Genomic DNA, 18628 nt, shown 5'->3' with positions numbered 1-18628 from the left:
TTATTTCGAAAAAAACTTATTCAGGATACGTCTTCTGAAGAAAAGCGACGGACTGCCTGATCAGCTTCTTCAAAACAAGGGTGTCCACATCGGCGAGTTTATTAATATACACACATGCTTTTCCGGTCTTATGTTTCCCTAAGTCCGCAAGCCGTGCAGAGCGATCCGGATCTCCGGTCGCAAAATACAGGCTGATATTCGCTTTGCGCGGGGAGAATCCAACGAGGGGTGCATCGCCTTCATGTCCCGTCGGATATTTATAATGATAGGTCCCAAAACCGATGATGCTCGCCCCCCACATACGGGCTTCATAACCCGTCGTCTCCTCAAAGATCTTTACAAGCTCCCTGGCGTCTTCGCGCTTCCTCGGCTGCTCGACGGAATCAATGAAACTGTCGACATCCATCTCTGTCGGCTTTGTTTTTTGTTCATAAGCCATCGACCATCCCCTCCTTTTAAAAACATTTCTCCTTTGGAGAGGCATTCTCCTGCTTTTCTTTCCCAAATGGACTTGCCCCCAACCAAATGGAATATTATGCTTGTAAGTAGAGAATCAGTAGTTTTATAAGAAAGGGTGGGCTTTTTTTGAGTATCCGTTGGACAAGAAGCCGTGTTTTCGCTATGTTCACCACTGGTATTGTTATCGGGATCGGCGGTTTGATCGGGTGGGACATCCGGGCCTCTCATATGGAAGTGGAAGGGCTCGTTAATGCCTGCTACGATGCCGGCGGTCTTCCTCGTATAGAGAAGTCCGGTCTAAGCGTGACATTTTTTGAATGTGAATAAGAACATGAAAAAACCCGGGACGGTTCCATTCCCGGGTTTCACTGTATCTTCCTTACAGGTATTTGAATTTCCGAGAGATACTCCTCCGGGTTTTTCGTCACATAATCATCAATGATCACCCGTTCGATCGCTTCCCCGTTCACTTCATAGCCTTCCTCATTTAAATAATGGAAGATTGTCTCATAATGGTCCTTGACCGTCACACGTTTCTCTTTACAGTAAAGACAGACATACTCTTGGTCTGGAAGGACGGCGGCATGAGGTCCATCTGCCATTTCTTCCGAGAGAAGAAGAAGCGATTGGTGGGCATAGGTGTCCTCTGCCTTGATTTCTTCGACGTCCGCAGTCAGAGCGACACCACCGATGAAGATGGATGCACGCTTCCCACACTTGTTCTCAAGCGATCGCAGCGCAAGTTCCAACTCTTCCTTTGTACGTATGCACTCCCGCCACTCCAGAATGTGGCGCTCGGGAATTCTTTTAATAATCGGTACATTCCATGTCTGCAGCTGCTTTGCCCACTGCAGTTCCTCCTTACGGTTACGCGCCCGGCGCCTCACTTTCTGAAGAGCCTTGATCTGTCGGTCCGCTTCCTCTTCCTGCCGTTTCAACAGATGATAAAAGAAGTCGACATCTCTCCTATCAAATACATCCTTGATCTCTTTCAACGGGATGCCAAGCTCTCTTAAATAATGGATCGTATTTAAATGCTCGAATTGATCTGTGGAATAATAGCGGTACCCTGTCCGCTTATCCACTTCATGCGGTTTAAAAAGGTCAATCTCATCATAATAACGGAGAGTCTTGACGGGAAGGTTATGCAGCTTCGACATTTGACCAATGGTGAATTTCCGTTTCATCCCTTCCCTCCTTATCTCATTTTTTATATTTATTATAATAGAAGGAAAGAAGCAGAGGAATGATCCCCCGCTTCCGAATCCCCCTTATTTCGAGACGGCACTGTCGATCTCATCCACCATCATCTGAACGGAAGTCAATCCACCGCCGGATAAATACCAAATGTCAGGGTCCAAATAAACGATTTGATCTTCCTTGAATGCCGTTGTTTCTTTGACAAGGTCGTTCTCGATCGTCTGTTTGGCTGCAGCTTCTCCGTTCACTACAGCATCTCTGTCGACGACGAACAAATAGTCAGGATTGTTCTCGGCAATATATTCATAGGAAACATTCTGCCCATGTGTCGAAACATCCAGGTCTTCATCCACCGCAGGGACGCCGAATACATCATGGATGATCCCAAATCGGGAGCCCGGTCCATACGCACTTACTTTTCCGCCGTTGGATAGTGTGATTAATCCTTTCCCATCTATATCGGCTGTCTTCTCTTGGAGGGCCTTCATATTCTCCTCGACATCTAGCAACTGTTTTTCTGCTTCTTTTTCTTTATCGAAAATCTTACCAAACATTTCTACATTTCCTTTGAATGATTCCATGTAATTCTCCGCGTCCAGCTCCACATAGATGGTCGGAGCAATATCTTTAAAGTCTTCATATAGATCAGCCTGACGTCCGGATATGATGATCAAATCAGGGTCCATATCATAAATCGCTTCAAAGTCAGGTTCTTTTAATCCCCCGGCATTCTTATAGTCGGACGATTCGAATTTGGATAAGTAAGAAGGGATGTTCATCTGAGGAAGCCCTGTCACTTCCACACCCAGAGAGTCCAGCGTGTCTAATGTACCGAAGTCAAAAACGACGACATGTTCAGGATTCTTTTCGAGCGTCGTTTCTCCAAGCTCGTGTTCAATCGTAACCTCTTCCTTCTTCCCCTCTTCATCTGCGGAAGCTTTCTCTTCCGCTTCTCCACTGTTTCCGCATGCAGACAACAATAAAACAAGGGTAAGCATAGACAACAAACTTATTAATGATTTTTTCATATTCTCCACCTCTTCTTATGCGAAATAGACGCATATTTTATTTTGATTGATGTTTTGTACAGGAATGTCCATGTCATAGACATCACTCAGACACTCTCGGCAGATCATATCTTCGGCAGGTCCCTGGTTCCGTACTTTACCGTCCTTCAGTGCGACGATGTAGTCGGAGTAGACGCTTGCGAAGTTGATATCGTGGATGACGACGATGACGGTCTTGCCAAGCTCATCGACAAGCCGGCGGAGTACCTTCATAATCTGGACTGAGTGTTTCATATCCAGATTATTCAACGGTTCATCAAGCAGAATATACTCTGTATCCTGCGCAATGACCATTGCAATGAAAGCCCGCTGTTTCTGACCGCCACTAAGCTGGTCAATGAACTGATCCTGAATATCCCCGAGTTCCATATAGTCGATGGCTTGGTCTACTTTCTGCCAATCCTCCTTCTTCAATCGTCCTTTCGAATAAGGGAACCTGCCGAAAGAAACAAGCTCCCTGACTGTGAGTCTGACAGTGAGGTGGTTGGACTGACGAAGGATGGCGAGCTTTTTGGAAAGCTCCTGTGAATCCCACGCCTCTACTTCCCTGCCTTCGATCATAATCGAACCGGTATCACTTGAGAGAAGCCGGCTCATCATGGAAAGGACGGTGCTTTTTCCGGCTCCGTTCGGCCCGATCAACGAGGTAATTTTACCTTTTGGAATATCAATTGAGACATCGTCCACCACTTTTTTGTTTTCGTATGTTTTCGACACTGATAATACATTCATCGTAATCGATTCTCCTTTAACAAAAGTCGGATGAAGTATAAGCCTCCGACGAAGTTGATGATGACACTGATCGTCGTCGAAAATGTGAAGACGTGCTCCACCATCCATTGACCGGCGACGAGGGCGATGATCGAGATCAGTACAGAAGCCGTCATTAAATCCCTGTGCCGGTAAGTCGGAATGAAATGATAGGCGATATTGACAACAAGCAGGCCGAGGAACGTAATTGGACCGACAAGAGCAGTCGCGACAGCAATGAATACGGCAATGATTCCGAGAAGCTGCTTAATTACTGCATCATAAGGCACCCCAAGGTTGACGGCATGATCCCTTCCAAGGGACAGAACGTCTAAATATTTCATGAATCTCCATAAATAAAGGAACGCAAGGACCAGCAGGATCACACTGATTACCAGCAGCTCTGTCTGGACATTGTTGAAGCTCGCGAACATCTTGTCCTGGATCAAAAGGAATTCGTTCGGATCGATCAGTACCTGCATGAAAGAGGACAGGCTCGAGAAGAACGTCCCGAGAATGATACCGACAAGGAGGAGGAAATAGATCGGTCGTCCCTCCCCTTTGAACAACAGTTTATACAAGATCAGCGCGAAGCCGATCATCAGAACGATCGACAGCCCGAAGTTGACGTAGTTGTTCCAGAAAGTCAGATTCGCTGAGCCGAACAAAAAGATCAGTGCCGTCTGCAGCAACATATACAAGGAATCGAGACCGATCATACTCGGTGTGAGGATCCGGTTGTTCGTAATCGTTTGGAACACGAGTGTTGCGATGGCGATTGCCGCTCCCGTCAGGATGATCGCCGAAACCTTCATGAGCCGCCTCGGCAGGACATATTCGACATGCCGCAAATCTGTGAACAGGAACAAAGCGATGAACAGAACAGCTGCTGTGGTTAATAAAATGAATTTGTACTTATGCCGCATACGCTTTTCTCCTAAACAATAAATAGAGGAACAGACCGCTTCCGATGACTCCGACCGTCACGCCGATCGGGATTTCATACGGATAAATAATGATTCTTCCAATAATGTCACAGGCGAGGACAAATAATGCACCAAGCAGCGCCGTATGGCTGATACTGTTCTTTAAGTGGTCCCCCCTGTAGATTGAGACGATGTTCGGGACGATTAAGCCAAGAAAAGGAATCGATCCCACCGTCAGGACAACGACCGAAGTCATCAGTGCGACGATGAACAAACCTATGTAGACGACCTGCTTATGGTTCATCCCGAGATTCTTCGAGAAATCTTCGCCCATTCCCGCGATCGTGAATCGATGCGCAAAGAGGTATGCGAGAATGACAAGCGGGATACTGAGATAAAGCAGCTCATAGTCCCCCTTCAAAATCATTGAGAAATCGCCCTGGAGCCATGATCCGATGCTCTGGATCAAATCATACTGATAGGCAAAGAATGTCGTGATCGAACCGATGACATTCCCAAGCATGATCCCGACAAGCGGAATGAGGATTGCATCCTTCAGCTTGATTCCATCGAGAATCTTCATAAACAACATCGTCCCCGCCAATGCGAAGAGAAACGCAATCAACGTCTGGATTAACGGGCTCGCTGATGAGAACAAAAGAAGCGCCACAACGATTCCGAGCCGTGCGGAATCGATCGTTCCGGCAGTCGTCGGGGATACGAACTTGTTCCTGCTCAGCTGCTGCATAATCAATCCCCCGATCGCCATGCTCATGCCGGCGATAAGGATACTGACGAGCCGCGGGAATCTGCTCACCCAGAATACCTTCCACTGCGATTCATCCCATGTATGTACTTGGAGCATCGGCAGATCCGAAACACCGATGACGAGCGATAACCAAGACAGTACCGCTAAAAGAATGAATAAATACCTACGCTTCATACGATCGACTCTTCCTGTTTTTAATTGATAACGATTATCATTATCTATTACAAATAATACTATAAAGTCTCCAGTAGGTGGAAGGTCAATAGCATATGGACAAAAAGTCAATTTAGTTTAATTGATGGAGCAGAGGGAATAATCCTACCATCTCATTAAAAAGGAGTTTTGCTGCGACATGTCCCACTATATTGAAGTAGATCACCAGGTAGAGTTATATGTAGAGGATATCGGAGAAGGACAGCCGATCGTATTTCTGCACGGCTGGCCGCTCAACCATAAAATGTTTGAATACCAAATGAACGAACTTCCGAAGCAGGGCTATCGTTTCATCGGCATCGACATGCGCGGCTTCGGCAAATCGGATAAACCGGCTTCCGGCTACGATTATGATACGCTCGCTCATGATGTGAAGACGGTCACCCAATACTTGCAGCTGAAGGACTTCTATCTCGTTGGATTTTCCATGGGTGGACCGATCGCTGTCCGTTATGCAACAAAATATGCCGGAGAGGAATTAGCCCATCTCATTCTTGCCGGCGCGGCTGCCCCGAGCTTTACGAAACGTGACGGATACCCGTACGGCATGGAAACGGAGGAAGTAGATGAATTGATAGAAGCGATCAAGAATGACCGCCCTGCCGCCTTGAAAGACTTCGGCTCCGGTTTCTACCATTCCGAGTTGTCGGTATCATTTGAAGAATGGTTCCTCGGTCTTGGGTTGGAGGCATCCGCGCACGGAACGATCGCCTGCGCCGAATCACTGCGGGATGAAGACCTGCGCCACGAGCTCGGACAGATAAACGTCCCCACCCTCCTCATCCATGGGAAGAAGGATGAAATCTGCGACTTCGCTTTTTCAGAAGTGATGGACCAGAATATTCCGGACAGCACACTCGTCCCTTTTGAAAACAGCGGCCATGGGATGGTTTACGATGAAAAAGAAAAGTTCAATCAGCTTCTGATTGATCTCCTGAAATAAGCAAACACAAAGAGCCCGTATCTCTGACTTCAGAGACCGGGCTCTTTTACTGTGATTAAAAGGAACAGAGGCAGGGGAAACTATCCACTGCCTCGATCGGTCATCTCAGGCGATGACCATCCTTTTCGGATTAGCCAGCTCACGGATCAAAGGCAGACGCGAAAGATCCACGTTTCCACCACTGATAACGACACCGCAATGTTCATTGTCCAACGAACCGCATGTACGAAGCAGACCGGCAAGAGCCGTTGCGCCTGCACCTTCCACCAGCGTCTTCTCTCTTTCAAGAAGCAGCAGCATCGCTTCGGCAATTTCGTGTTCTTCCACCGTGATTACTTGATCCACGTATTTCTGGATGCACGTATAGGTCAATTTCCCATGCTCCTTCACCGCGATACCATCAGCAATCGTCTGAACAGACGTCAGCTTCTCCGGACCTTTCTTATAAAGAGCGTTATACGTCGAAGGCGCTTTGGCAGCCTGGACACCCACGATACGGATCTCCGGCTTCAGCTGCTTGGCTGCAAAGGCGATACCACTGATCAGCCCGCCGCCGCCGACAGGCACGAAAATCCGATCCAAATCGGGCTGCTGCTGAAGCATTTCGACAGCCACCGTTGCCTGCCCTGCCATAACTTCGTAATCATCGAACGGGTGAAGGAATGTCGCTCCCGTCCGCTCCTGTTCGATCAGAGCGGCCTGATAGGCTTCCTGGAACGACTCGCCTGTCAGGACGACGCGTGCTCCATATCCTTCCGTCGCTTCCACCTTTGCTTTCGGTGTATGCTCGGGCATGAAGATAACGGCCCTTATCCCGCGTTTTGCCGCCGCATAAGCGACACCCTGTGCGTGATTGCCGGCGGATGCCGCAATCACGCCGCAGGACGCTTCTTCCTCCGTCAAACAAGCCACCTTATACGACGCACCTCTTATTTTGAAAGCTCCTGTCTTCTGCTGATTCTCCATCTTCAAATAGACCGTCTGACCGGTTCTCGCATTGAAGGTCGATGATGTTTGAAGTGGTGTACGATGCACCACCTCCTGTAATTGTTCCTGTGCATCCATCACTTTAGCCAGCGTTAAGAAATCCCCAACGTCTTCACTCCTTTTGGTTTGTTTTCGTACTGGTCGATCTTATCCTCATACGTCAGCGTCACAGCAATTTCGTCCCAACCATTCAAAAGCATCTCTTTATGGTAGGCCTGGATATCAAAGGATACCTCTAAATCGCCGTCATCGATGACTTGATTCTCAAGATCGACCTTGAGCTCGTACTTTCCTTTTTCCGCCTTTTCCATCAGCTGATCCACAACCGGCTTCGGCATCTGAATCGGAAGAATTCCGTTCTTGAAGCAGTTGTTGTAAAAGATATCGGCGAAACTCGGCGCAAGGACGACTTTGAAACCGAAGTCCTGAATGGCCCAGGGAGCGTGTTCCCTGGACGACCCACAGCCGAAGTTTTCCCCTCCGACGAGAATGGAGACCCCGTCGTATTTCGGATCGTTCAAAGAAAAGTCTTCGCGTGGCGTCCCATCGTCATGGAAACGCCAGTTATAAAATAGGAATTGACCGAAGCCCTGCCGTTCGATCCGCTTCAGAAACTGCTTCGGTATGATTTGGTCGGTATCTACGTTCTCCCTGTTTAAAGGAAAGACAAGTCCTGTATGCTGTTTAATCGGTTCCATCTGCTCAACCTCCTACGGCACTGGCATATTTTCTGACGTCGACGAAATGTCCTTCAAGAGCCGCGGCTGCCGCCATTTCCGGACTGACCAGGTGAGTTCTCGCTCCGTTACCCTGACGCCCTTCAAAGTTACGGTTCGAAGTGGATGCACAACGCTCACCCGGCGGGACGATATCGTCGTTCATCGCCAGACACATGCTGCATCCGGCATCGCGCCATTCAAAGCCGGCCGTCAGGAAGATCGTATCAAGGCCTTCTTGCTCTGCCGCCTCCTTGACCGATTTCGATCCAGGTACTACGAGTGCACGAACTCCTTCGTGGACTTTGCCGCCACGGATGATTTCTGCTGCTCTTCTTAGGTCACTTAATCGGGAGTTAGTACAGGATCCGATAAACACATGCTGGACCGGAATCGATTCAATGGCCTGGTTCGGTTCCAGACCCATGTAATCGATCGCACGCTCGATGCCGTCGCGGTCTTCCGTCACTTTCTCCGGATCCGGAACGCTTCCACCGACAGGTACACATTGTGACGGGTTTGTGCCCCATGTTACCTGTGGTTCGATTTCATCGGCATGAATCGTCAGCGTCTGGTCGTAAGTCGCACCCTCATCAGAAGCAAGGGACAGCCACTGCTCTGCCGCTTCCTCGAAGTCTTCTCCAGCCGGTACGTAACGCTTACCCCGCAGGTAATCGATCGTCGTTGCATCCGGGCTGATCAAACCTGCCCGGGCACCAGCTTCAATCGACATGTTGCAGACGGTCATCCGCTCTTCCATCGTCAAATTGCGAACGGCTTCGCCGGTATATTCGATGACATGACCAGTACCAAAACGAACGCCGTATTTTCCGATGATGGCGAGAATCAAGTCCTTCGCTGTTACCCCGGTTCCAAGTCTTCCTTCCACCTTCACCTGAAGTGTTTTCGGACTGGCCTGCCAGAGAGACTGGGTTGCAAGGACGTGCTCCACCTCACTGGTACCGATACCGAAAGCAAGAGCTCCGAAAGCCCCGTGTGTTGATGTATGGCTGTCTCCACAGACGATCGTTTTCCCGGGCTGTGTCAATCCAAGTTCCGGGCCGATGACGTGGACGATCCCTTGATCCGGATGATGGATGTCCGCCAGGCGGACACCGAATTCCTTACAGTTCGCTTCAAGAGTCTCCATCTGTTTCTTCGATACCGCATCTTTGATGACATTACGATGGACCGTTGGAACGTTGTGGTCCATCGTCGCAAAAGTACGATCCGGGCGGCGCACCTTTCTCCCGCTCATACGCAGCCCTTCGAACGCCTGGGGAGAGGTCACCTCATGAATCAAATGCAAGTCGATATAGAGGAGGCTCGGTTTCCCTTCTTCTTCGTGGACGACATGCTGATTCCAAATTTTTTCAATGATTGTTTTTGGTTGACTCATTCCGTTCCGCTCCCTTCTTCCTGTTTATACATAACAGCGCATAATATTTTCCGTCGTATCACTGGCACGGATTTGATCGACGACTTTGGCAGCCAATTCACTGCCGCTCACCTGTTTTCCTTTTAACAAATGGATGTCCTGTGTATGATACCCCTCTCCAAGCACTTCCTGAACGGCTGTCTCCACCTGCTCCGCCTCTTCCTCCATACCGAAGGAGTGCTTCAGCATCATGGCGACGGACAAAATACTTGCCAGCGGATTCGCTTTATCCTGGCCGGCGATATCAGGCGCGGAGCCGTGGACCGGCTCGTAAAGGCCGACCCCTTTTTCATTGAGGCTTGCGGATGGAAGCATGCCGAGGGAACCAGTCAATACGGAAGCTTCGTCACTCAGGATATCTCCGAACATGTTCTCTGTCACAAGGACGTCGAAGTATGCCGGATTGGTCACAAGCTTCATTGCTGCCGCATCGACGAGCATATGCTCGACCGTCACGTCCGGATATTCCGCTTTCTTCTCCTCCACGACTTCGCGCCACATGCGGCTCGACTCGAGGACGTTCGCTTTATCCACAGAAGTGACGCGCTTCTTCCGCACGCGGGCACTTTGGAAAGCCTGATCTACAATTCGTTCGATTTCCCTGCGTTCATAGGCAAGGGTATCGACCACTTCTTTCCCGTCGTTGCGGCGCTCGCTCGGCTGGCCGAAGTAAAGGCCTCCCGTCAGTTCCCGGACAATCAGAAGATCGCTTTCTTTCACCACTTCTTCTTTCAACGGCGATGCATGGAGCAACTGTTGGAACGCTTTGACCGGGCGTAGATTCGCAAACAGCCCAAGCTGCTTACGGATGCCGAGCAAGCCTTTCTCCGGCCGCAGATGTCCAGGGAGCTTATCCCATTTCGGACCCCCGACGGCGCCTAAGAACACAGCGTCCGCTTTTTTTGCCGCCTTAACGGTATCATCCGGCAGCGGCGTTCCATGTTGATCGATTGCTGTACCTCCGATGTCATGACTTTCAAATGTGAAGGAATGCTGGTATCGGTCTGCGATGGCTTCCAGTACGTTTTTTGCCGCCTTCGTCACTTCAGGACCGATGCCGTCTCCCGGTAGTAGCACGATATGTTTCTCCATGTCCATCCCCCTTTGTTCATACTTGGATTTGTTCATAATCAGCAGAACGTTTCCGCTGGTAAAGTGTTCGGTTCACTGCGTTCAAGAAAGCATGAGCAGATGCTTCCAGCACATCCTGCGCCGAGCCGCGTCCGGATGCCGTCACCCCGTCGACGGATACTTGGACGTGGACCTCTGCAAGAGCATCCCGACCTCTTCCGACAGAGCTGAGCTGGTAGTCCTCGAGATGTACGTCCGCTTCGATCAGATCGTCGAGCGTATTATAAATCGCTTCGACACTTCCTTCTCCCGTGTTTGCCTTCTCCACTTCCTTACCTTCCGGCGTCGTCAGGAGAACCGTAGCAGTCGGACGATTGATGCTGCCGTATTGGACTTGGAATGCCTTCAGTTCGTATTTCGGCTGGTCCGCATGCTCTGTCTGCGTATCGATCAGAATCGCAAACAAATCCGCATCCGTGACCTCTTTCTTCTTGCCTGTCAACGTCTTGAACGATTCGAACGCTTCCTGTAGCTTCGTTTCATTCAACTCAAAGCCGAGCTCTTCTGCCTTTTGTTTAAAAGCGTGGCGGCCGGAGTGTTTACCAAGCACCATGTTTGTTGCTTCCACACCGACCATTTCCGGTGTAATAATTTCATAAGTGGAGGACTCCTTCAGCATACCGTCCTGGTGGATGCCGGACTCATGCGCGAAGGCGTTACGTCCGACAACCGCCTTGTTCCCGGGAACCATCATCCCTGTCAAACGGCTGACAAGTTCACTCGTACGCTTGATCTCCTTCAATACAAGACCTGTCTCCAAATCAAAACGATCTTTCCTGATCTGAAGAGCGACGGCGATTTCTTCCAGAGCGGCGTTGCCGGCCCGTTCCCCGATTCCGTTGATCGTCCCTTCAATTTGGCGGGCTCCGTTTTCGATGGCTGCCAGGGAATTACTGACGGCCATACCAAGGTCGTCATGGTTGTGCGTGGACAAGACTGCTTGACTTATATTCGGAACGTTTTCCTGTACGTAGCGGAACAGGCTGCCGATTTCATCCGGGGTCGTATAACCGACCGTATCCGGAAGGTTGATGACGCTCGCCCCGGCATCGATCACTTTCTCGATGATATGGACGAGGAAATCACGATCGGACCGTAAAGCATCCTCTGCGGAGAACTGGACATGCGGAAATCTCTCCTTCGCATAAGCGACCATTTCCACCGCTTTCTCGACGACTTCATCCGGCGTCTTTTTCAACTTGTGTGTCATATGAATCGGGGATGTCGCGATGAAAACGTGAAGACGGGGCTCCGCGCCTCCTTTTAAGGCTTCCCACGCGATATCAATATCCTTTTTATTCGCTCTTGCAAGTCCGGTGACCGAACAACCGCGGATCGTATCAGCAATCTCTTTGACTGAATCAAAGTCCGCCTGGGAGGAAGCAGGGAAACCTGCTTCCATGATATCCACACCCAGACGTTCCAACTGCTTGGCGATTTCCAACTTCTCCAAACGGTTCAAGTTGACACCCGGGGACTGTTCTCCATCCCTAAGCGTCGTATCGAAAACCTTAACGCGAGCCATGTGCGACCACATCCTTTTCTTTAGATTGTGACTTCTTAACGAAAGGCATTAACGCACGGAGCTCTCTACCCACCTTCTCGATTTGATGATTGTTTTCACGGTTTTCGATAGCTGTGAATTCCGGACGGTTGACCTGATTCTCTAGGATCCAGCCTTTTGCAAATTTACCAGTCTGGATATCCGTCAATACTTCTTTCATGCGGGCTTTCGTCGTTTCATCAACAACGCGTGGTCCGGAAACGAAATCGCCCCACTGAGCTGTATCGGAGATGGAATAGCGCATGCCTTCCAGTCCGCCTTCGTACATAAGATCAACGATAAGCTTCAGCTCATGCAGACACTCGAAGTAGGCAACTTCCGGCTGGTAACCGGCTTCTGTCAACGTTTCAAATCCTGCTTTCACAAGGCTTGTAAGTCCCCCGCACAGCACAGCCTGTTCCCCGAACAAATCTGTTTCCGTTTCTTCCTGGAACGATGTTTCCAATACGCCGGCACGACCGCCGCCGATTCCTTTAGCATAGGCAAGAGCAATTTCTTTCGCTTCTCCACTCACGTCCTGCTCGACTCCGATCAAAGCAGGTACTCCGGCACCTTCTTCAAATGTACGGCGGACAAGGTGACCCGGGCCCTTAGGAGCGACTAAGAAAACGTCAACGTCGGAAGGCGGTACGATTTGGTTGAAGTGGACGTTGAAACCGTGGGCGAAAGCAAGGGCTGCTCCGGCTTTCAAATTCGGTTTGATGTGCTCTTCATACACTTTCGGCTGATATTCGTCCGGAAGCAGGATCATGACAAGGTCTGCTCCTTCCACCGCATCAGCGACAGGCTTCACATCGACTCCATCTTCCACAGCCTGATCCCAAGACTTTCCTTTACGAAGACCGACGACAACGTCAAAACCGCTGTCTTTCAAGTTACGTGCGTGGGCATGACCTTGAGATCCGTAGCCGATGACAGCTACCTTCTTATTTTTTAGTACCTCATCATTGATATCGTTGTGATAGTAAACATGTGCCATTATTCATTCATCCCTTCTCGTTTTATTATTTTAGTAGTGAATAAGATTTTATTTCCGTCACCTGCGGCTGATGGCCGCGAGTGAAAGCGGTAAGTCCAGTTCTTGCTAATTCCTTGATGCCGTATGGGCGGAGGAGGTCGATCAGTGCATCGACTTTATCCGATTTACCGGTCACCTGAACGGTGATGCTTTCTTTGCTGACATCGATGATCGAAGCCCGGAATGGTTCGATGATCCCTTGAATTTCACTGCGGATCTGCGGATTGCTGATCACCTTCACCATCGCAAGCTCGCGGGCGACGATGGCTTTGTCTGTAATGTCTGATACTTTCAGAACATCGATCTGCTTATGAAGCTGTTTGGTGAGCTGCTCCAGCTTCCGCTCATCCTCTACTTCGACGACGAAGGTCATCTTGGATACGCCTTCTGTTTCCGTCCGCCCGACGGAAATGCTTTCAATATTGAACTGCCTTTTGGCAAGCAGCCCGGTCACCCGGTTCAATACGCCACTTCGGTTATGGACGGTGGCTGTGACAATCCGCTTCATCGTTTCACCCCAATCATTTCGTGTAGTCCTTTGCCTGGTGCGATCATCGGATAGACGTTCTCCTTCTGCAGAACTCGGCAGTCGATGACGGCAGGCTGGTCGTCTTTCAGTATTCTTGGAAGAACTTCCTCGAGCTGACTCTGCGTCTCAATTTTGTACCCGGGGATCTGATAGCTTTCTGCAAGCTTAACGAAATCCGGCTGGGTATCGATGATAGATTCCGAGTAACGCTCTTCGTAAAATTTCTCCTGCCACTGTCTCACCATACCGAGCGCCTGGTTGTTGACGATCAGCACTTTGACAGGCAGCCTGCGCTCCTGCAGGACGGATAGTTCCTGAAGCGTCATCTGGAATCCTCCGTCACCGACAACAGCGATACAGGTTGATTCCCGATCGGCCAGCTGAGCTCCGATGGCTGCCGGGAAACCGAATCCCATTGTTCCGAGTCCTCCGGATGTTACCCAGCGATTCGGTTTATCGAACGCGTAATACTGCGCCGCCCACATTTGGTGTTGACCGACATCCGTCGTCACCACCGCATTTCCTTCCGTGTATTCGTAGACTTTCTGAAGCAGCCATTGGGGAACGATATCTTCTTCCGGAAGGTCGTGCCATAACGGAAAGTCCTTTTTATTTCGAGTGATACCATCCATCCAGCCTTCATGATGAAGGCCTTCCACCGGTTTATCATTCAGAGATTCAAGCGCTGCCTTGGCGTCCGATACGATCGGAATGTGCGTCGGGATGTTCTTTCCGATTTCCGCCGGATCGATATCGATATGGGCGACGGTCGCATGCGGGGCAAAGTGCTTGAGATTACCGGTTAAACGATCATCGAAGCGGGAACCTATATTAATAAGAAGGTCGCATTCGTACAAAGCCATGTTCGCTGCATACGTTCCATGCATGCCCGCCATCCCCATCGACAGATCATCACTGCCGGGGTAACTTCCGAGCCCGAGGAGCGTTGTCGTCACAGGAAGCTGATAATTTCTGACGAATTTGATCAATTCCTCCGATGCCTGTGCATGAATGACGCCGGAACCTGCAAGCACGACCGGCTTCTCTGCCTTAACCAGCGCCTCGTGCAGCTTGTTGATCTGCAGCGGGTTCGGTTTGACCGTCGGCTGGTATCCCGGAAGATGGAAATCATTATCGATCTTCTTATGGTGAACCGTCGAGCTGATGTCCTTCGGGATATCGACAACAACAGGGCCCGGACGGCCGGTCGTCGCGATATGAAATGCTTCTTTCACCACTCGCGGAAGCTCTTCAATTTCCTGAATTTGATAATTGTGCTTCGTAATCGGCGTCGTGATCCCCATGATGTCCGATTCCTGGAAGGCATCGGTACCGATGACCCCTTTCGCTACCTGCCCTGTGAAAATGACGAGAGGAATGGAATCCATCATGGCATCGGCTATTCCCGTCACGAGGTTCGTCGCTCCCGGTCCGGACGTGCCGATGACGACTCCCGCCCGTCCAGAAACACGTGCATACCCTTCCGCTGCGTGGATTGCGCCCTGCTCGTGCCTGGGGAGCACGTGATCGAAGCTCCCCTCGGCGCGGTAGATGGCATCGTAAATCGGTAAGACTGCTCCACCTGGATATCCGAATAATGTATCAACGCCTTCCTCCACCAAAGCTTCGACGAGCAAATCAGCACCTGTTTTCGTCATGGTCTGCTCCTCCACGCTTGCTTGTGCCTTCATTTACATCCCTCCTGCATTTATGCTTAAAAGCTTATGCTTCTTCCAATTTATTTCGATAGTCGAATAAAAAAGAGACCTTCCCCCTCCTCAGATTCCGACACCACGGCAAGTGATATCAGAAAGTGAGGGGTGAAAAGGTCTCTATGTTTTCCACGGTACCACCCTCATTTATGAAGCCCGAAAGCTCCACCTCATGGAATCCGGGTATGGATTCCTTTTGATAACAGGTGCGGTGAAACACCTGGTCCTGCCTACTGAGATTCTGTTCAGCATGGACACTCAAGGACGATGTCAGAATAAGTTGTATTTCCGGGCTTCCAGCAACCCCGGCTCTCTGGGAATACAAATTCTTATTCCTTTATTCCTATCGACGTATTCGTCATCATTCAATTGTCAACGAACGTTAGCTTACGTGCGCTTTATCACTGCTGTACACTTTGTATCCATCTGTCGTCGTTACTTTCCTGAACTCCGAAAGCAGGTGATTGGTGACTACGCCTGGAGAACCATCGCCGATTTTCCTTTGATCGACTTCCACCACGGCGATGACTTCTGCTGCAGTTCCAGTCAGGAATACTTCATCAGCCACATACACATCGTGTCTTGTGAACGGTTGCTCTTTGATCTCATAGCCCTTCTCCTCGGCAAGATCCATGATCGCGTTGCGGGTGATCCCTTCGAGCGCTCCCAAATACGTAGGAGGTGTGAGGATTTTGCCGTTTTTAACGATAAAGATATTGTCTGCGGATCCTTCGGTAACATATCCTTGATCGTTAAGCATCAGAGCTTCATCCACACCCATTTGGTTCGCTTCCATCTTAACGAGGATATTATTCAAATAGTTCAATGATTTCACTTGCGGCGGAAGGACGTCCGGTCGGTTTCTCCGACTGGCGACCGACGCGAGCCTTACCCCGCGTTCATATAGTTCTTTCGGGAACAAAGCGAGTGCTTCAGCAATGACAACCAATCGGGGATTGGAACAGCTCCGCGGGTCTAAGCCCAGGTTGCCGGATCCTCTGGAGAGGACGACACGGATGTAAGCTGTTTCCAGTTCATTGCGGCGGACCGTCTCCGCGATAATCTCCGCCAGTTCCTCCTTTTCATATGGGACATCAAGCAGGATCGATTTAGCTGAATCGTAGAGTCGATTCAGGTGGTCATCGAGTTTGAAAATGTTGCCTTCATAGACTCGAATACCTTCGAACACCCCATCTCCATATAAGAAACCGTGATCGTAGACGGAAACGACGGCCTCTTCCTTTTTCACATACTGGCCGCTTAAATAAATCCACTGGCTGCTCATTCTCAGCACTCCTTTCTTTTATAGTTTAATGTTTGAAATCGTAAAAGATTCACTTTGAAAATATGGACCCTAAAAGGTCATTCCTGTTTACCTTTATAAGGGTCCCATTCGGGTCTTTCCACATGAACCAACCGGCCGATCGAAGATAATCGATGTGGTTGATTGAGGACTACTTTAAACCGATTTCGAAAGAAGGTCAACAGGTTTTGAGTAAATTTTCTGAACAGTTCCATTATTCCGATTATGCTAAAAGCGCTTTCATTGTTGCTGTGACTGTCCTGATCGTTCCAACACAGGCTTTCTTTTTTTCTTTTTTATCTTCTTTTCCCAAGGACAGCCCAGGCTGAAGACGTAAAAAAACCAACTGGAAATACCCTTCCAAATATACAGGGCATAGAGGGGGTTGCCACTGTTCTTCCGGCTACTTTTTCTATAAATAGTCATCCGCCCTTCCACATACGCCCTCTGCGACATATTTTGTCACATAGGAAAAGAAAAGGTGGTGAAAGTTATGGGCTGGTATGGCGGCTGTGGATACGGCGGTTACGGTTATGGCGGAGGTAGCACTTTCGTATTGATCGTTGTATTGTTCATCCTTTTGATCATTGTTGGAGCGTCTTTCTATAAGTGCTGATGCAGATGGACAGAACTACCTCTACCCGTTTTAAGTGGTTCTGTTCTAAGTAGAAGCATCTTTCCATTGCATAAAAAAATGGAGCCAGAAGTATTCACCACCTTCTGGTTCTCCATCAAAATTAAATGTATTTACGCGTTTCGATTTCTTTCCGATACATAACCGCACGCAGTCGTTCCTGGTCCTTGGCTGAGATCAGCGTGAACTTGGCCCAGTAGATATTTGTCCCTGTAGTCAGGTCTTCCTGCTTCTTCATGAGTTTAGCCTTTACATCAAAAGATTCTCCATTAAGCGTAAAAACGGTTTGAATAAAAATCCCTTCCTGAATAGGAAGACTGATGGGACTTGTAAACGTTATACTCGATGTTGTGATATTACTGACTGCCCCGCGAAAATATTTGTCGACGAGATTGTTATACTTTACATTATCAATTTGGGAAATCGTCACCTGGCAGTCTGTTTTTGTCACATCAACATTGTAGGAGTTCGGATCGACCGTGACCTTTTTCGCCTCTTTGATCTGTTTCTCCCAATTTTTCTTCTCCTTTTTCAATGAATCGATGATGCCGTCTTTCTTCTTGAACTTATGGACGAATACCATGAGGCTGATTAAGAGACCGGCATTCAACAAGACGGCGTACAGGACGACATAAATCATCCGATTACCTCCCTTAAAATAAACCAGAGCAACAACAGGGCCGTTTGGTGCGCTTAAAGACCTTCGACGTTTTTATATTTAATGATAAGGTCCACCCGGTTTTCCACACCGAGCTTATTATAGATGTTTTTGGTATGGCTTTTTACTGTATTGGCTGATATGTATAGTGTTTTGGCGATTTCTATGTTCGTCACACCTTTAAGCAGGAGGGTGAAGATTTTGTGTTCGCTGTAGGTCAGCGTATTGGAGATGGCGCAAGGTTCCGCCGGAAGCTGGGACTGAAGATCCCGAAGCAGTATTTTTACTTTTTGCCTTTCCAGTTGGTCAAGCGTGTTGTCATTTTTCCATGCGTATTCCAAGCTGTTCGATAGCGTGCTCATTTCCTCTTCCGTCATCACGAACGACTGGATTTTCTTCATGACTACCCCCGCTTTCTTCAGTTTTCCTCTTAATTACAATGTATCATTCGGACTAATACTTTCCCACTACTCCTCAAGGGTATAAAATCACCCCTTAGTAGTAATTTTTGGATAAAAATAAAATATTAATATTATTTTTATAGTGATTTACTTAGAATCAAATAACATATCAAACGATTATAAACTACATATTTACGGGGATTATATCAT

Annotated in this window: 20 protein-coding genes; 3 read left to right on the top strand and 17 right to left on the bottom strand. The window is 49.0% G+C overall.

Annotated features, from left to right (window positions below):
- Positions 1–16: 16 nt before the first annotated feature.
- Positions 17–439 (bottom strand): DUF1801 domain-containing protein, encoded by a 423-nt coding sequence (locus tag QRD89_RS06295; RefSeq protein ID WP_008636481.1) that lies wholly within the window; start codon positions 437–439, stop codon positions 17–19.
- Between the two features lie 146 nt (positions 440–585).
- On the opposite strand from QRD89_RS06295, the gene QRD89_RS06290 reads away from it, so the two are divergent.
- Positions 586–786: a hypothetical protein gene (locus QRD89_RS06290; protein ID WP_026578414.1), complete on the top strand. Its 201-nt coding sequence runs from the start codon at positions 586–588 to the stop codon at positions 784–786.
- A 38-nt stretch (positions 787–824) separates the two neighbouring features.
- Here QRD89_RS06290 and QRD89_RS06285 read toward each other — a convergent pair whose 3' ends face one another.
- The 5 genes from QRD89_RS06285 to QRD89_RS06265 all read right to left on the bottom strand — a co-directional run bounded on the left by QRD89_RS06285 (position 825) and on the right by QRD89_RS06265 (position 5345).
- On the bottom strand, positions 825–1646 hold the full coding sequence (locus tag QRD89_RS06285; protein WP_062512984.1) for a MerR family transcriptional regulator: 822 nt from the start codon (positions 1644–1646) through the stop codon (positions 825–827).
- An 84-nt stretch (positions 1647–1730) separates the two neighbouring features.
- Entirely contained in the window at positions 1731–2687 is a 957-nt protein-coding gene (locus tag QRD89_RS06280) for a siderophore ABC transporter substrate-binding protein (protein WP_286096521.1), read from the bottom strand.
- A 15-nt stretch (positions 2688–2702) separates the two neighbouring features.
- On the bottom strand, positions 2703–3458 hold the full coding sequence (locus QRD89_RS06275) for an iron ABC transporter ATP-binding protein (RefSeq protein WP_286096520.1): 756 nt from the start codon (positions 3456–3458) through the stop codon (positions 2703–2705).
- The gene (locus tag QRD89_RS06270) at positions 3455–4402 is read right to left on the bottom strand and encodes an iron chelate uptake ABC transporter family permease subunit (protein WP_286096519.1); all 948 of its coding nucleotides are present in this window, start codon (positions 4400–4402) and stop codon (positions 3455–3457) included. The genes QRD89_RS06275 and QRD89_RS06270 overlap by 4 nt, the downstream gene beginning before the upstream one ends.
- On the bottom strand, positions 4392–5345 hold the full coding sequence (locus QRD89_RS06265) for an ABC transporter permease (protein ID WP_008636488.1): 954 nt from the start codon (positions 5343–5345) through the stop codon (positions 4392–4394). The genes QRD89_RS06270 and QRD89_RS06265 overlap by 11 nt, the downstream gene beginning before the upstream one ends.
- A gap of 178 nt (positions 5346–5523) precedes the next feature.
- Between QRD89_RS06265 and QRD89_RS06260 the strand changes: the two genes are divergently transcribed.
- A complete protein-coding gene (locus QRD89_RS06260; RefSeq protein WP_286096518.1) occupies positions 5524–6327 on the top strand; it encodes an alpha/beta fold hydrolase in 804 nt (267 codons plus the stop codon).
- Positions 6328–6432: 105 nt separating this feature from the next.
- On the opposite strand, the gene ilvA is transcribed toward QRD89_RS06260, so the two are convergent.
- The 9 genes from ilvA to ilvE form a co-directional block, all read right to left on the bottom strand.
- Complete coding sequence (gene ilvA / locus QRD89_RS06255; protein WP_035388525.1) at positions 6433–7392, bottom strand: threonine ammonia-lyase; 960 nt, start codon at positions 7390–7392, stop codon at positions 6433–6435.
- A 14-nt stretch (positions 7393–7406) separates the two neighbouring features.
- Positions 7407–8012: a 3-isopropylmalate dehydratase small subunit gene (gene leuD, locus QRD89_RS06250; RefSeq protein WP_008636491.1), complete on the bottom strand. Its 606-nt coding sequence runs from the start codon at positions 8010–8012 to the stop codon at positions 7407–7409.
- Positions 8013–8016: 4 nt separating this feature from the next.
- The gene (gene leuC, locus QRD89_RS06245) at positions 8017–9429 is read right to left on the bottom strand and encodes a 3-isopropylmalate dehydratase large subunit (RefSeq protein ID WP_026578407.1); all 1413 of its coding nucleotides are present in this window, start codon (positions 9427–9429) and stop codon (positions 8017–8019) included.
- Between the two features lie 24 nt (positions 9430–9453).
- Positions 9454–10560 (bottom strand): 3-isopropylmalate dehydrogenase, encoded by a 1107-nt coding sequence (leuB, locus tag QRD89_RS06240; RefSeq protein WP_062512976.1) that lies wholly within the window; start codon positions 10558–10560, stop codon positions 9454–9456.
- Between the two features lie 16 nt (positions 10561–10576).
- On the bottom strand, positions 10577–12124 hold the full coding sequence (locus QRD89_RS06235) for a 2-isopropylmalate synthase (RefSeq protein WP_008636497.1): 1548 nt from the start codon (positions 12122–12124) through the stop codon (positions 10577–10579).
- The gene (gene ilvC / locus QRD89_RS06230) at positions 12111–13142 is read right to left on the bottom strand and encodes a ketol-acid reductoisomerase (RefSeq protein ID WP_008636499.1); all 1032 of its coding nucleotides are present in this window, start codon (positions 13140–13142) and stop codon (positions 12111–12113) included. The genes QRD89_RS06235 and ilvC overlap by 14 nt, the downstream gene beginning before the upstream one ends.
- A gap of 25 nt (positions 13143–13167) precedes the next feature.
- Positions 13168–13689 carry an acetolactate synthase small subunit gene (gene ilvN, locus QRD89_RS06225; protein WP_008636501.1) on the bottom strand — a complete coding sequence of 174 codons (522 nt, stop codon included), beginning with the start codon at positions 13687–13689 and terminating at the stop codon, positions 13168–13170.
- A complete protein-coding gene (gene ilvB, locus QRD89_RS06220; RefSeq protein WP_286096517.1) occupies positions 13686–15401 on the bottom strand; it encodes a biosynthetic-type acetolactate synthase large subunit in 1716 nt (571 codons plus the stop codon). Before ilvB ends, ilvN begins: the two co-directional genes overlap by 4 nt.
- Before the next feature lie 403 nt (positions 15402–15804).
- Entirely contained in the window at positions 15805–16707 is a 903-nt protein-coding gene (ilvE, locus tag QRD89_RS06215) for a branched-chain-amino-acid transaminase (RefSeq protein WP_008636505.1), read from the bottom strand.
- Between the two features lie 511 nt (positions 16708–17218).
- On the opposite strand from ilvE, the gene QRD89_RS06210 reads away from it, so the two are divergent.
- Positions 17219–17341, top strand: a complete 123-nt coding sequence (locus QRD89_RS06210; RefSeq protein ID WP_008636509.1) for a YjcZ family sporulation protein — start codon at positions 17219–17221, stop codon at positions 17339–17341.
- A gap of 121 nt (positions 17342–17462) precedes the next feature.
- Here the strand turns inward: QRD89_RS06210 and QRD89_RS06205 are convergent, their stop codons facing one another.
- Together QRD89_RS06205 and QRD89_RS06200 are read right to left on the bottom strand one after the other, a co-directional pair.
- On the bottom strand, positions 17463–17999 hold the full coding sequence (locus tag QRD89_RS06205) for a hypothetical protein (protein WP_286096516.1): 537 nt from the start codon (positions 17997–17999) through the stop codon (positions 17463–17465).
- Positions 18000–18052: 53 nt separating this feature from the next.
- Complete coding sequence (locus QRD89_RS06200) at positions 18053–18418, bottom strand: response regulator transcription factor (RefSeq protein ID WP_286096515.1); 366 nt, start codon at positions 18416–18418, stop codon at positions 18053–18055.
- Between the last annotated feature and the right edge of the window lie 210 nt (positions 18419–18628).

It is taken from the genome of Halobacillus sp. ACCC02827, from assembly GCF_030291935.1.
Lineage (GTDB): Bacteria > Bacillota > Bacilli > Bacillales > Halobacillaceae > Halobacillus.
Note: the sequence above shows the minus strand (reverse complement) of the source record. Positions and strands in the feature narration are given on the sequence as shown.

Bases quoted from the DNA above. Each gene is read 5' to 3' on its own strand.
- QRD89_RS06295 (WP_008636481.1), bottom strand. From the start codon at position 439: ATGGCTTATGAACAAAAAACAAAGCCGACAGAGATGGATGTCGACAGT.
- QRD89_RS06285 (WP_062512984.1), bottom strand. From the start codon at position 1,646: ATGAAACGGAAATTCACCATTGGTCAAATGTCGAAGCTGCATAACCTT.
- QRD89_RS06280 (WP_286096521.1), bottom strand. From the start codon at position 2,687: ATGAAAAAATCATTAATAAGTTTGTTGTCTATGCTTACCCTTGTTTTA.
- QRD89_RS06275 (WP_286096520.1), bottom strand. From the start codon at position 3,458: ATGAATGTATTATCAGTGTCGAAAACATACGAAAACAAAAAAGTGGTG.
- QRD89_RS06270 (WP_286096519.1), bottom strand. From the start codon at position 4,402: ATGCGGCATAAGTACAAATTCATTTTATTAACCACAGCAGCTGTTCTG.
- QRD89_RS06265 (WP_008636488.1), bottom strand. From the start codon at position 5,345: ATGAAGCGTAGGTATTTATTCATTCTTTTAGCGGTACTGTCTTGGTTA.
- QRD89_RS06260 (WP_286096518.1), top strand. From the start codon at position 5,524: ATGTCCCACTATATTGAAGTAGATCACCAGGTAGAGTTATATGTAGAG.
- ilvA (WP_035388525.1), bottom strand. From the start codon at position 7,392: ATGGATGCACAGGAACAATTACAGGAGGTGGTGCATCGTACACCACTT.
- leuD (WP_008636491.1), bottom strand. From the start codon at position 8,012: ATGGAACCGATTAAACAGCATACAGGACTTGTCTTTCCTTTAAACAGG.
- leuC (WP_026578407.1), bottom strand. From the start codon at position 9,429: ATGAGTCAACCAAAAACAATCATTGAAAAAATTTGGAATCAGCATGTC.
- leuB (WP_062512976.1), bottom strand. From the start codon at position 10,560: ATGGAGAAACATATCGTGCTACTACCGGGAGACGGCATCGGTCCTGAA.
- QRD89_RS06235 (WP_008636497.1), bottom strand. From the start codon at position 12,124: ATGGCTCGCGTTAAGGTTTTCGATACGACGCTTAGGGATGGAGAACAG.
- ilvC (WP_008636499.1), bottom strand. From the start codon at position 13,142: ATGGCACATGTTTACTATCACAACGATATCAATGATGAGGTACTAAAA.
- ilvN (WP_008636501.1), bottom strand. From the start codon at position 13,689: ATGAAGCGGATTGTCACAGCCACCGTCCATAACCGAAGTGGCGTATTG.
- ilvB (WP_286096517.1), bottom strand. From the start codon at position 15,401: ATGAAGGCACAAGCAAGCGTGGAGGAGCAGACCATGACGAAAACAGGT.
- ilvE (WP_008636505.1), bottom strand. From the start codon at position 16,707: ATGAGCAGCCAGTGGATTTATTTAAGCGGCCAGTATGTGAAAAAGGAA.
- QRD89_RS06210 (WP_008636509.1), top strand. From the start codon at position 17,219: ATGGGCTGGTATGGCGGCTGTGGATACGGCGGTTACGGTTATGGCGGA.
- QRD89_RS06205 (WP_286096516.1), bottom strand. From the start codon at position 17,999: ATGATTTATGTCGTCCTGTACGCCGTCTTGTTGAATGCCGGTCTCTTA.
- QRD89_RS06200 (WP_286096515.1), bottom strand. From the start codon at position 18,418: ATGAAGAAAATCCAGTCGTTCGTGATGACGGAAGAGGAAATGAGCACG.